We start from the raw sequence: 12,347 nt of genomic DNA on the forward strand, positions 1-12,347 counted from the left end.
CTGCGTTCAGGCGTAATTTTTGTGCGGCGGGCTGGCCATAGTCCGGCGCCGGGTCCATGCATGACCGAAGCCCAACGAGCCGTGGAAATGCTGAATTTCTCGCATGATGTCTCAAGATATATCCATTCCAATCAGTGACTTGTCTATGGTCGGGGATGTGCGGGACCGTCCGTTCGTCTTTGTCGATCTTGGCTCGGAAACGGATGATGTTTCAGGCGTGAGACTCCCGTCTGTGCCGGTGATTGGCATCGGTTCGCGGGATCATGCCCTGGCTGCGCGACTCGACACTTTGATTGAACCGCGTTTCGATGCCGGGGCGATCGTGCGATCAATCGCCGCGCAACCGCTTGCCGCCCGAATCGTCACGCAGTTGCTGCGCCTTGTGCCGCACTTGCCGGACGAGGATGCGCTGGCGGCCGAATCGCTCGCTTACGCGGCGCTGCAGGGAAGTGACGCGCATCGGCTGTGGATTTCCCGTAGACCTCGCGCCGAAGTCGTTCCTCGCGAAGGCGGGGTGCAACTGTCGCGCGATGACGATGTGCTGACGGTCACGCTGGATCGTGCCGAGGCCGGCAATGCCATCGACCGAACGATGCGGGATGCTCTTCACGAGGCATTTGCCCTCGCCAATGCCGATTCCACGATCGCGAAAGTGGTCCTGCGCGCCGTGGGCAAGGCGTTCAGTCTCGGCGCGGAACTTTCGGAATTCGGAACGACCACCGATCCCGCCATGGCTCACGCGATCCGCAGCATGACGCTGCCGGCGCGGGAGGCGGTGCATTGCAGAAATCGGATGGAAGTCCTTATCGACGGCGCCTGCGTGGGGGCCGGGCTGGAACTGGCCGCTTTCGCCGCACGCATCGTCGCCACGCGCCGTTCCTGGTTTCAGCTGCCGGAACTGGCGATGGGCATCCTGCCGGGAGCGGGCGGATGCGTTTCCCTGAGCCGCCGTATCGGGCGCCAGCGGACTTTGCTGATGGTGCTAAGCGGTCGCCGTCTCAGTGCGGGCGAAGCGCTCGACTGGGGGCTGGTCGACGCGCTGGTGGATGACCCGTCCTGAAGCCACGGTGATCCGCACATCATGGCTGTCCAGCCGCTCTCGCGCTTCATGCCAGGGGCGTGCGAGCAGGCAGAGATCGGCCGGTTCGCCAACGGCAATGCGGCGGCGGCGGGAAAGATCCAGCGGATCGGCCAGATAGAGCGCCAGTGCCTGCTCGGCGGTCAGCGCCTCGTCAGGGGTGAAGGGCGTCCCGGAACGGGTGAGGCGGCGCACGGCGGCCTTCATCGCGGCCCATGGATCGACGCTGCCGTAAGGTCCGTCGCTTCCTCCGGCGAGGACAATTCCCGCATCGCGCAGGCTGCGCAGGCGATAGAGGTCCGGGTGGTGCCGCGGCTCGACTTGCGCAAGATAACGATCGCCGCGCTCATGGACGAATTGCGGCTGAACGCAGGCATGAAGCCCGAGGTCCGCCATGCTTGCCGCGAGATCGGGAGAAACGATCGAGGCATGTTCCACACGGTCGCCGTCAAGACTGCCGCTCGCCTCCAGAAGTGCGAGCGTGAAGACGAGTTCCACTTCCGTCACGCAGTGAACGGCGACCGCTCGTCCCTGGGCATGGGCCTGCGAAATCCAGCGGCAGGTTTCGTCGAAATCGGGAAGCGCGGATTCGTGGAGATGAAGCTTGGCCGGTCCCAGCCGCCACCCTTCCTGCGCAGCGCCCGCCAGCGAGAGCGCTCCGGCAAGCACGGTGTTCTGCTTGAGTTTCCCGGCGGCGACCTCTTGGCCGAAATGCCGCGCCATCCCGGGATCGTTGCCGGGAGACATGTCGGTGAGCCCGGTCACGCCGAATGCCGCAAGCCGGGCGCTGACGGCCGCGAAATCGGGCGGGGTGCTTCCCAGCGTATCCTGTAGCCAGCGGTCCTCATCGAACAGCCGGCCGGTAAAGCGGCCATGCTCTCGCTCAAGCCCCGGAGGCGGAGCGGCGCGGTCCAGCAGTTCGGCAAGCGCGGCGCTGTTGAGGAACCACATCCGTCCGGTGCGATGTTGCAGCCGGACGGGACGGTCAGGGACCATCCGGTCAAGCATCCGCGCATCCGGAAGGGTGCCGCCGACTATGCTCTCGCAAAAATTGATACCGCGCAGCCAGCCTTTTCCGGGCTGCGAAAGTGCGGCGGAAAGCCCCCCGATATCCGTGATTTCGGGCGGGCCGCAAGGCACCGATGCATCCCGCACCGCCAATGCCGCAAGGTGGATGTGGTGATCGTGGAGGCCCGGCAGCAGTGCGCCGCCATGAGCCTTGATGACAGGTTCGCCGGCGCGCGGCTCCAGCGTTCCGATGGCGGTGACGAGGTGGCCGTCGATCCGCAGGTCGGCGCGGCCTTCGCCTTGGATTTCGGCATCGCGGATCAGCATTGCACCGTCTCGCGCAGGATCCTTGCGGTATCGGCACCGAGGGAATGGACCGGGGCGGTCAAAGGCCTTCGCGGGCATGCCGGAAACGGGCGTCCGATACCGGTTCCCCAGCCGTGGAGTTCGGATTCGAGCATCGCGGGATCGTGCGCCCGTTCTTCCGCAAGGGCCATGGCGACGATCGCGCTCATCGACAGGCCGATGCGACGCGCCTGTCCTTCCTCCAGTGCGCGCATGGCTTCACGCGCGGCAGTCACCCCGGTGAGGGGATCGGCAATGGCATCGCCGACATACCCGATTTCCCCGGTGACTTCGGCCATGGCGCGCGCGAGGCCGCCGGCCACCCCGCAGTCGTTGCCGATGCCGACCCAGTTCGCAGGCTCCCCCCGCGCTCCGTGGCCGGTGACGGAGAGCCAGACCAGCCCCGGCACTTCGCGCACGAGCGCATTCGCATCGATACCGAGTTGCAGGAGCGCGCGCGGCCGGGCGCTTTCGATCACGATATCGGCGCGGCGGATCAGGTCGATCAGCCGGGCCTTTTCGGCGCTGCAGCCAAAATCGACGAGTACGCTTGCCTTGCCCTGGTTGATGAGATCGAAGGTGGCCGGATCGTCACGCCGGATGAGGTCGGGGCGGGTGCGGCTTTCGACTTTCACCACTTCCATCCCTGCCTGCCAGAGCAGATGTCCGGCGAGCGGCCCGGCCCAGATGGCGGAGAGATCGACCACCAGCGGACGATGCCCGGCAGCGCGGCTGCGGTGCGGCCCGAGTTCGAGAACCTCGATCGGGGCGGAGGCAGGAACCTCGTCCGCGCTGGCGACCGGCAGGCCCAGTAACCGGCCTCGTTCGACAAGATCTGCGCAATCATGCCGCGCCACGTTTGCGGCGATCGCATCGCTGTCCTCTACTGCCAGGTCGGCATTGCCGAACAGCGCGGGCAGCAGTTCACGGTCGATTTCGCGGATCAGGGTGAGCGCGAACCAGCCACCGTCGCGCGTGGGCAGCAGGCGGCTGCCGCCCAGACCCGCCGATACCTTGCCGGAAATGCGATAGCCGCCGTTGGCGCCCCGTTCGCCAAGCAGCGTAGCGCCGCCGAGACGGGGCAGGCCATGATCGCGGGCAAGCGCCGCCAATTGCCGGTCGGCCCATCGCGCCAGTGGGATCGCGGGGCCTTCGGCTTCGGCGTCAGTCGGCAAGGACTTCCTTCACCTTGCGGCGCAGGAGTTTGCCCATCTCGTTATAGGGCAGCTCGGCGACGAACACGATCTTCTCCGGCACGCGCGAGGATCGCAGGCGGGCCCGGACGAGGTCCTTGATTTCCGCTTCGGCCGGCGCCGTATGACCATCGCGGGTGACGATGGCGACGCCCACAGTCTCGCCCCATTCGATCGAGGGGATCGCGCAGGCGCAGGCATCCGCAACGGCGGGATGCGTCAGCAGCACGTCCTCGATTTCGCCGGGCGACATGTTCTCGCCGCCGCGCACGATCACGTCGTCCGCGCGGCCGGAGAGGAACAGGTAGCCGTCCTCGTCCATGTAGCCGGCGTCGCGGGTGGGGAACCAGCCCTGCGCATCGAGCGCACTCTTTTCCTTGTACTCGCCCGAAACCTGTTCGCCGCGCACGTAGATCTCGCCCGGTTCGCCGGCGGGAAGAACTTCGCCGCTTTCACCCCGGATCTCGATCTCCACCGTCGGGATAGGCTTGCCGAGCGAGGTCAGCCGGGCGCGAACTTTCGGATCCTGCGAAGCCAGCGCTTCCCGATGGTCTTCCGGGCCGAGCAGGGCGACGGTCGAACTGGTCTCGGTAAGGCCATAGGCATTGGTGAAGCCCGCCGTGGGGAACAGGTCCAGAGCCTTGCGGATGACTTCGATGGGCATCTTGCCACCGCCATAGGCGACTGCGCGCAGGCTGGATACGTCGGATTTTTCCGCGCGCTCCATGGCCTCGATGATGCGCGAGAGCATGGTCGGCACGACGAAGGCATTGGAGACGCGTTCGCCGGCGACCAGTTCCAGCCAGCCTTCGGGCGAGAAGGCGGGGAGCATGACGATCGTGCGCAGCGCATAGATCGACGAGAGCAGGGCGGAGATGCCCGCGATATGGTAAGGCGGCACCACGACCAGTGCGGCATCCGCTTCGTCCGCGGAGCCGAACTCGATGGTCCCCAGGATGTAGCCCAGCAGGTTGGAGTGGCGCAGGATCGCCGCCTTGGGCGCCGCCGTCGTACCGCTGGTGAAGAGCTGGATCGCCACGCCGCTTCCCGCTTCGTCGGCGCCGGGATCGTATTCGCGTGCATCGTCGGCAGGAACGGTTTCCTGCGCCTTGAGCGCGAACTCTTCGCGTGACAGCACGATGTGCTGCTGGTCGCCGCCGATGCGGGTGATGCGCTCTTCATCGCCGATGACGAGCGCGGGGGAGATGCGGCCGAGCAGGGCGGCGAGGTCGGCGTCGGGCAGGCGGTAGTTGAGGGGGCAATAGGGCACGCCCGCGAGGGCTGCGCCGAACACCGCGATCACCGCCGCTTCGCTGCTTTCGTCGAGCAGGGCGACGTATTCGGCCTCGCTTTGCCGGATCAGTTCGAAGGCGCCCCTGGCCGCGGCGAGCAGGTCGCCATAAGTCCAGCGCTTGCCCTCGCAGACGAGGCCGACGCGGTCGGGCGCGGCTTCTGCCGCCATTTCGAGAAGGAGAGCGATGTTCATCTGGTCGTTCGTGCCTTGAAGCGCTTGCGGGAGGCTGGCCGGGGTCAGTCGGAGGCCGGCAGCGGCTTGGCGTCCTTGACGACCAGGGCCACGCCATCGACCGAGAGCGATCCCTTGCCGGGCTTCACGCAGAGCAGTTCGTACTTGCCGTCACTGTCGACGTAGCGCTTGCCCATCAGGGTGCCGGCGGAGAAATCGGCAGCGAGCGGGGCGGGTTCGGCAGGCTTTGCCTCGCCCATCGGGGCGCCGCCGCATTCGATCGTACCGTCGGCGCAGCGGATCACCATGACCTCGGTGTCGCAGGCGGCGCTTTTCAGACGGGTTCCAGGCTTCATTGTCGCAGTTCCTTGTCTTTGTATGCTTGGAGGCGGGGCGAGGGCGATCAGGCGATCGCGCCTCTGGCCTTGAGCTCCTCGATCTTGTCCCACTCCACGCCCATTTCCATGAGCACGATTTCGGTATGTTCGGAGGCCTGCGGAGAACGCGTCGTCTCCAGCGCCTCGCCGTTCCACTGCACCGGGCCGCGCACCAGCTTGAGCGGCTCGCCGCCGTCGGCAGCCTCGACTTCGACCAGCAGGTCATTGGCGAGCGCCTGTTCGTCGCCTGCGAGTTCGAGCAGGTTGAGGATCGGCGCCCACTGGCCCTTCAGCGTCTTGAGATGTTCACGCCAGTAGGCGAAGGGCTTGCTGGCGAAAGCTTCGATGAGGATCTCGCTGGCGGCCTTCGAATTCTCGATCAGGCTGAGCACATCCTGGAAGCGGGGGTCATCTGCCGCTTCGGGGCGGCCGATGTGTTCGAAGGTATCGCGGATCAGGCCGGTCGGGCTGACCATGCACAAGTTGATCGTGCGTCCGTCGGAGGTCCAGAAGTTGCCCATGAAGGGGTTCTTGGCGCTGCCGCCGGAGCTGGGCATCGAGTTCCTGGTGATGACGCCGGTTTCGACGGCCTGCGCGATGTTGGCGCCCGAGGCCCATGCCGCGGTGCTCATCAGAGAGACGTCCAGCTCGGCGGCTTCGCCCGTCTTTTCCCGGTGGAACAGGGCGGCGGAAATGCCGCCGGCAATGAACATGCCGCCGATGGAGTCGCCGAAGGCAGGCATGCCTTGCGAAAGCGGGCCGGGCAATTCGGGCGGCGTCATGCAGTCGGCAATGCCGCTGCGCGACCAGAAGGCCGTGCCGTCAAAACCGCCCTTTTCGCGTTCGGGGCCCTTGTCGCCCCAGGCGCTGCCGCGCGCGTAGATGATCTTCGGGTTGGCCGCGCGGATGTGCTCGATGTCGAAGCGGTTCTTCTGGCGCGCTTGCGGCAGGTAGTTGGTGAGGAACACGTCGCACTGCTTGGCGAGTTCGTAGAGCAGTTCCTGACCTTCCGTGGTGGAAAGGTCGATGCCGACGCTGCGCTTGCCGCGATTGGGGTGTTCGAACAGCGTGTGGCGGAGGGGATCGAGCTGCACGCCGCCCATGTTGAGAAAACCGCGCTGGGTGTCGCCGCGCACCGGATGTTCGATCTTGATGACGTCCGCGCCCCAGTCGGCGAGGATCGCGCCGGCAGCCGGCGTGAAGGTGAACTGCGCTACTTCGAGGACGCGAACCCCCTGCATGACCTTTGTCGACATCTGCTGCCTGTCCCCGTTTTTCTCTTGTGATCTGATCTGTATTTTCGGTCTCGTAAGGCAGGAAACCGCGCCCCGCCGAGGCTGGTTCCGATTTGAGCGCAAAGCCGGAGACTGGCAACCCGCGCGCCATCGTGCCCACGATCATGCCGCGCGCCGCCGCCTCGGTACGCCGGTGCGATGACCTCATGCTGCACTGCGAAGCATGCCCGCACGCCGCATTCCGCGCCGGAGCGATGGTTGCGAAAAATCCTCTGCTGCATGCGCAAAACGCAATTGACTCTTTGTACAGCAACTCCTAACCTAGGTTAGTAAGTTGAGAGGACCTCAACAGAACGACAGAATTCCGGAGATACCTCATGAAGAAGTTCGTTGCCCTTGCCGCTGCTGCCTCGGTTGCCTCTTTCGCCATCGTTCCGGCTGCTTTCGCGGAGACCACCCAGTCGGTCCGCGCCGTCACCGAGGAAGCTGCCGCTCCGGTCGACCTGACCGCCGGCAAGATGCTCTATGCCGCCAACGGCTATCGCCTGGCCCCGATCTACCGCGTTGCTGCCGACGGCAATCCGCAGGTGATCCTCAACGGCCGCCTCGTGACCGTTCCGGCTTCGAGCCTCGCCAACGTTGACGGCAAGCTCACGACCTCGCTCTCCAAGAAGGACATTGCTTCGGCGAAGTAAGCTTCGCGAAGCAGGCCTTTCGGGGCTTCAAACAGAAAAGGGCGGCACCCCGGTGCCGCCCTTTTTCGTATCGTATCCGGGATGAGAGAAAGGGGCGGAAGCGCCCCTGTTTTCATCCCCGGCTGACGTTGTCGTAGATACGGTTCATATAGTCGCGCAGTTGCTCCACCTCGGCGTCGGAAAAGCCGTGGAACATGCGTTCCTCGCTTTCGTTCGCGATCTCGCCGAGCTGGTCGAGCAAGGGGCGGGCTTCATCGGTGAGGTACACCGCGCGCGCGCGGCGATCGTCCACGCGGTCCCGGCGTTCCAGCAGTCCTTCGGCGCAGAGCCGGTCGATCAGGCGCCCGGCCGAGGCTTCCGACATCTCCAGGTATTCCGCGATGGTCCGCTGGGTGGAGCCGGGATAGCGCGAAACCACCGCGATCATCGCCCATTGCGAGCGGGTGACGTTCAGCGTCGTCACCTTGCGATCGAAATTGTTGCGCTGGAGGCGGGAGATCACCGTCATGCGCAGCCCCACCTGCCGCCGCGTGCTGATGTCGCGGTCGTTCAGGGCCTCGCCCAGTTTGCCGGTCAACTTTTCTTCCGCCTCGGTTGCCACTCAATGCTCCTTGCCTGACGCTTTCAGACGCGTTCGATGATGATGGCCGGCGCCATGCCGCCGGCCGCACACATGGTGATGAGGCCGTAGCGCCCACCGGTCCGTTCGAGCTCGTCGAGCGCGGTGCCGATGAGGATTGCGCCGGTTCCCGCGATGGGATGGCCGAGCGCGATCGAGCCGCCGTTCGGATTGACCTTCGCACGGTCAAGGTCAAGGTCGCGGATCAGTTTCTCGACGACGACGGCGAAAGCCTCGTTCACTTCCCATACGTCGATCTGGTCCTTGGTGAGACCTGCCTTGGCGAGAACCTTTTTCGCAGCCGGTACCGGGCCGTTGAGCATCAGGGTCGGACAATCGCCGATTTCCGCCATGGCGACGATGCGGGCACGCGGCTTCAGGCCATGCTTTTGCGCATAGTCCTTCGAGGCGAGAAGGATCGCCGAAGCACCGTCGACAACGCCGGAGGAGATGCCGACGTGGTGGATCGGCTTGACCTCGAGGTCGGGATAGACCTGATTTATCAGTTCGACATAGGTCTTGCCGCCGGGTGCCGAGGGCATGTTGTAGAACATCTCGAAGGCGGGCTTGAGCTGGGCAAGGCCTTCGGCCGTCGTGTCGGGGCGGGGGTATTCCTCATGGTCGAGGATGATGTTGCCCTCGTCGTCCTTCACGACGATCGTGGACCTGTCGAAGCGGCCTTCCGCGATCGCGGCGGCGGCGCGGCGCTGGCTTTCGACGCCGAAGGCTTCGAGTTCCGCGCGGCTGATGCCTTCCATGGCGGCGATCGCATCGGCCGCGATGCCCTGGTTGGTCTGCGGGTGCTTGGCCTGGAGGCGGGGATTGCCGGCGCCCATGCCGGCGCTGCCGACGCCGGCTTCGCGCATCTTCATGCCGTGTGCATTGGCGTAGGACAGCATGTCCATCCCGCCTGCCACCATCAGGTCGGACATGCCGGACATGATCATCGCCGAGGCGAGGTTGGTGGCGGTGATGCTGGAACCGCAGAAGCGGTTGAGCGTGACGCCGCCAGCCCGGAAATCGTATCCGGCGTCGAGCGCGGCCATGCGGCCGATGTCGCCGCCCTGAAGGCCGATCGCTGCCGACACGCCCCAGATCACGTCGTCGACGTCGGCGGTATCGAACCCGTTGCGGTCCTTGAGCGCGGCGAGGACCGTGGCGGAAAGATGCTCGGGATGCATCTGCGAAAGGGCGCCCTTGCCCATCTTGCCGATGCCTCGGGGCGTACGCACGGCGTCGATGATATAGGCTTCGGTCACGGTCTCGTCTCCTCGAATTCCCGGTCTCGGCGCGCGCGGCGCCTTTTGCCGGCGGTCATGCTGGTGCCTTCGGGGAATTGCAATTGGAGGTCCGTTTCCTATCGCCTTGGCGATTGCTTTCACGTGAAAGTATATCGCGGCGGCGGGGCCGGGGTCAATCCGCAGGTCTATTGCGCGCGCCTGCTTGACGATCGCCGCAGCCGCGACAAGATCGCAGCAGATGGCAATATGAAAGGGAGGGCATGGAGGGCGACGAGAATTCCGGCGGGGCATTCGCACCCTTGCGCGAACCGACGTTCCGGCGGATCTGGACCGCCAGCCTGTTCTCGAATTTCGGGCAGCTGTTCCTCGGCGTCGGCGCGGCGTGGGAGATGACGCGGCTCAGCAATTCGCCGAGCATGGTGGCGCTGGTGCAGTCGGCGATGATGCTGCCGTTGGTGCTGGTGACGCTTCCGGCCGGTGCCATCGCCGACATGTTCGACCGTCGCCGCATTGCCATGACCGGCCTGACCTTCAGTGCCCTCTGCGCCGCGGTGCTGGCGGTGATCGCCTTCCTCGGCCTTGTCACGCCGTGGCTGCTGCTGGCGTTCTGTGCGCTGATAGGCGGAGGAGTGGCGCTCTATTCGCCGTCCTGGCAGGCATCGATCCCCGAACAGGTCTCTCGCCAGCATCTCCCGGCGGCGGTGGCGCTGGGCACGATCAGCTATAACGTCGCGCGCAGTTTCGGACCGGCGCTCGGCGGGCTGATCGTCGTGCTCTACGGGGCGAAGGCCGTGTTCGGCATGACCTCGCTGTTCTACCTGCCGCTGCTCGTCGCCTTCTTCCTGTGGCGGCGAAAGCACGTCCCTTCGCGTCTGCCGCCTGAGCGGATGGACAGGGCCATCGTCGGCGGCGCGCGCTATGCGCTTCATGCCCCCGCGATCCGCACGGCGCTGGTGCGCGTGCTGGTGTTCGGCCTCAGCACCGCGACCGCTTCGGCGCTGGCCCCGCTGATCGCGCGCGACCTGCTGCGCGGCGACGCTTCCACGTTCGGCATCCTGCTCGGCGCGCAAGGCGTGGGTGCGGTGGCGGGCGCGCTGTTCGTCAGCAAGATCCGGGAGACGATCTCCACCGAACTGGCGGTGCGGATATTTGCGGTCGGCACGGGCCTTGCGCTTGTCACCATCGGGTTCAGCAACGAGATCGTGCTGACCTGCGGGGCGTTCCTGATCGTGGGGGCGTGCAACATCCTGACCATCGCCATGCTCAACGTGACCGTGCAGCTTTCCGCACCGCGCTGGGTGACCGCGCGGGCACTTTCGTTGTTTTCCTCCGCGATCACCGCCGGGATCGGGCTTGGCGCCTGGGCTTGGGGGATGGTGGCGGCCGCGCATGACGTAGCTTTCGCCCTGGTCGCCTCGGGGATCGCGGTGGGCGCCACGGCGCTGCTCGGCCTGATCCTGCCGATCGGCAGGGACCAGGAAGCGGACATCTCGGAAGTGCCGCTAGGCCACGAGCCCGCCGTGGGCATGGCGCTGACCATGCGTTCCGGGCCGGTCGTGATCGAGGTCGAGTACGACGTCGATCCGGAGCGCGCGCGGGATTTCTACGCGGTCATGATGAAGATGCAGTCGATGCGCAAACGCAACGGCGGGTTCGACTGGTCGCTGGCGCGCGATATCGCGAATCCGGCGCTCTGGACCGAACGCTATCATTGCCCGACCTGGGGCGATTACCTGCGACTGCGCGACCGCTTCACCCAGGCCGATTCCGAAATCCAGGCCGAAGCGGATTCCTACCATCGCGCCCACGATGCCAGCCGTGTCCGCAGACGTCTTGAAAGGCCGTTCGGATCCGTGCGCTGGAAGGCGGATTCGCTGGACCCCCGACAGGATACGGTGAGCTGGATGGCGCCCTGAACGGGGAGCATGCCTTGTTCCCATCCGGGGATTGCGGAGCGGACGGGGCGCTGGCCTGCTCGCGGGACAAGATAACGGGAGAAGATCGATGGCGCAGGTCGGGGCCGGACAGGCCGGGGTGGAGCACGACAAGACCTGGCGGGTGATCCAGTGGGCGACGGGCAACGTGGGCAGCCGCGCGATGCGAACTGTGATCGAACATCCGCGCATGGAACTCGTCGGCCTCTGGGTCAGCTCTCCCGGCAAAGTCGGCAAGGATGCGGGCGAACTGTGCGGATTGCCGCCGACCGGCATCAGGGCGACCCATTCGCGCGACGAACTCGTGGCGCTGGATGCGGACTGCGTGCTCTACATGCAGCAGGGCACGGACTGGGACGATATCTGTGCGTTGCTGGCTTCGGGAAAGAACGTCGTCACCACGCGCGGAGACTTCCACAATCCCGCCCGGATGGACCCGGAACTGCGGGCGCGGGTTGAAGCGGCCTGCGAGGCGGGCAATGCCTCGATCTACAGCACCGGCTCCAGCCCCGGCTTCGTGACGGAGGCACTGGCCATTCCGCTGATGTCGCTCCAGCGTTCGCACGGGCTTCTCACGATCGACGAATATGCCGACGTGTCGAGCCGCAATTCACCGGAAATGCTGTTCCAGGTCATGGGTTTCGCCGCCCCGATGGCCCCCTTCGACCAGCGGCGGGCCGAACACCTCAAGGGCGATTTCGGCAGCTCCCTCTCGCAGATCGCCGATGCTGTGGGGCTGGAGGTGGACGAGATCGAGGCGGTCGGCGAACTCTCGCCCACGCGGCAGGACCTGACGATCGCGGCCGGGACCGTACCGGCGGGCACGGTGGGCGCCATGCGCACGACCATCACCTGCAAGAGCGGGGGGCGTCCGGTCATGCGGTTCCGGGCCAACTGGTACGTGACCACCGATATCGACGATGCGTGGGACTTGCGGGAATCCGGCTGGCGGATCACGACCGAGGGCGACACGCCGGTCAAGGTCGACATCACCTTCCCGGTCTCCGAGGAGGATTATGCGGCCTATACGCCGGGGCTGACCGCACACCGGCCGGTGAACGCCATCCCGGCGGTTTGCGCGGCCCCTGCGGGGATACGGACAACCGCGGACCTGCCGCAGATATTGCCGATCTACAGCTAGACGGAATCGACGGGCA

At 65.8% G+C, this 12,347-nt stretch carries 11 protein-coding genes; 4 read left to right on the forward strand and 7 right to left on the reverse strand.

Annotation, left to right across the window (positions count from 1 at the left end; translation table 11 throughout):
• Positions 1–289 precede the first annotated feature (289 nt).
• Entirely contained in the window at positions 290–1,060 is a 771-nt protein-coding gene (locus tag U9J33_RS09235; protein WP_324694677.1) for an enoyl-CoA hydratase/isomerase family protein, read from the forward strand.
• Here U9J33_RS09235 and U9J33_RS09240 read toward each other — a convergent pair.
• The 5 genes from U9J33_RS09240 to U9J33_RS09260 are packed head-to-tail and all read right to left on the reverse strand — an operon-like array spanning position 983 to position 6,722.
• Complete coding sequence (locus U9J33_RS09240) at positions 983–2,413, reverse strand: amidohydrolase family protein (RefSeq protein ID WP_324694679.1); 1,431 nt, start codon at positions 2,411–2,413, stop codon at positions 983–985. The two genes, U9J33_RS09235 and U9J33_RS09240, sit on opposite strands and share 78 nt — an antisense overlap.
• Positions 2,407–3,606, reverse strand: a complete 1,200-nt coding sequence (locus U9J33_RS09245) for a CoA transferase (RefSeq protein ID WP_324694681.1) — start codon at positions 3,604–3,606, stop codon at positions 2,407–2,409. The genes U9J33_RS09240 and U9J33_RS09245 overlap by 7 nt, the downstream gene beginning before the upstream one ends.
• Positions 3,596–5,110 carry a class I adenylate-forming enzyme family protein gene (locus U9J33_RS09250; RefSeq protein WP_324694683.1) on the reverse strand — a complete coding sequence of 505 codons (1,515 nt, stop codon included), beginning with the start codon at positions 5,108–5,110 and terminating at the stop codon, positions 3,596–3,598. Before U9J33_RS09250 ends, U9J33_RS09245 begins: the two co-directional genes overlap by 11 nt.
• Positions 5,111–5,154: 44 nt before the next feature.
• On the reverse strand, positions 5,155–5,445 hold the full coding sequence (locus U9J33_RS09255; RefSeq protein ID WP_054441477.1) for a hypothetical protein: 291 nt from the start codon (positions 5,443–5,445) through the stop codon (positions 5,155–5,157).
• A gap of 47 nt (positions 5,446–5,492) precedes the next feature.
• Entirely contained in the window at positions 5,493–6,722 is a 1,230-nt protein-coding gene (locus U9J33_RS09260; RefSeq protein WP_324694686.1) for a CoA transferase, read from the reverse strand.
• A gap of 356 nt (positions 6,723–7,078) precedes the next feature.
• Here U9J33_RS09260 and U9J33_RS09265 point away from each other — a divergent pair, with 356 nt between their 5' ends.
• Positions 7,079–7,396: a hypothetical protein gene (locus tag U9J33_RS09265; protein ID WP_054441479.1), complete on the forward strand. Its 318-nt coding sequence runs from the start codon at positions 7,079–7,081 to the stop codon at positions 7,394–7,396.
• A 112-nt stretch (positions 7,397–7,508) separates the two neighbouring features.
• Here U9J33_RS09265 and U9J33_RS09270 read toward each other — a convergent pair whose 3' ends face one another.
• Together U9J33_RS09270 and U9J33_RS09275 are read right to left on the reverse strand one after the other, a co-directional pair.
• Positions 7,509–7,997, reverse strand: coding sequence for a MarR family winged helix-turn-helix transcriptional regulator (locus tag U9J33_RS09270; protein WP_054441481.1), 489 nt, complete (start codon positions 7,995–7,997; stop codon positions 7,509–7,511).
• Between the two features lie 23 nt (positions 7,998–8,020).
• Complete coding sequence (locus tag U9J33_RS09275) at positions 8,021–9,274, reverse strand: acetyl-CoA C-acetyltransferase (protein ID WP_324694689.1); 1,254 nt, start codon at positions 9,272–9,274, stop codon at positions 8,021–8,023.
• A 242-nt stretch (positions 9,275–9,516) separates the two neighbouring features.
• Between U9J33_RS09275 and U9J33_RS09280 the strand changes: the two genes are divergently transcribed.
• Entirely contained in the window at positions 9,517–11,172 is a 1,656-nt protein-coding gene (locus U9J33_RS09280; RefSeq protein WP_324694692.1) for an MFS transporter, read from the forward strand.
• 88 nt (positions 11,173–11,260) lie between these two features.
• On the forward strand, positions 11,261–12,331 hold the full coding sequence (locus U9J33_RS09285) for a dihydrodipicolinate reductase (protein ID WP_185997571.1): 1,071 nt from the start codon (positions 11,261–11,263) through the stop codon (positions 12,329–12,331).
• Positions 12,332–12,347 lie beyond the last annotated feature (16 nt).

Origin of the sequence: Novosphingobium sp. RL4 (assembly GCF_035658495.1) — a bacterium.
In the GTDB taxonomy this organism is placed as follows: domain Bacteria; phylum Pseudomonadota; class Alphaproteobacteria; order Sphingomonadales; family Sphingomonadaceae; genus Novosphingobium.

What these genes read in the sequence shown, in the direction of transcription:
- U9J33_RS09240 (WP_324694679.1), bottom strand. Translation starts at nt 2,413, where the DNA reads ATGCTGATCCGCGATGCCGAAATCCAAGGCGAAGGCCGCGCCGACCTG.
- U9J33_RS09250 (WP_324694683.1), bottom strand. Translation starts at nt 5,110, where the DNA reads ATGAACATCGCTCTCCTTCTCGAAATGGCGGCAGAAGCCGCGCCCGAC.
- U9J33_RS09255 (WP_054441477.1), bottom strand. Translation starts at nt 5,445, where the DNA reads ATGAAGCCTGGAACCCGTCTGAAAAGCGCCGCCTGCGACACCGAGGTC.
- U9J33_RS09260 (WP_324694686.1), bottom strand. Translation starts at nt 6,722, where the DNA reads ATGTCGACAAAGGTCATGCAGGGGGTTCGCGTCCTCGAAGTAGCGCAG.
- U9J33_RS09265 (WP_054441479.1), top strand. Translation starts at nt 7,079, where the DNA reads ATGAAGAAGTTCGTTGCCCTTGCCGCTGCTGCCTCGGTTGCCTCTTTC.
- U9J33_RS09280 (WP_324694692.1), top strand. Translation starts at nt 9,517, where the DNA reads ATGGAGGGCGACGAGAATTCCGGCGGGGCATTCGCACCCTTGCGCGAA.
- U9J33_RS09285 (WP_185997571.1), top strand. Translation starts at nt 11,261, where the DNA reads ATGGCGCAGGTCGGGGCCGGACAGGCCGGGGTGGAGCACGACAAGACC.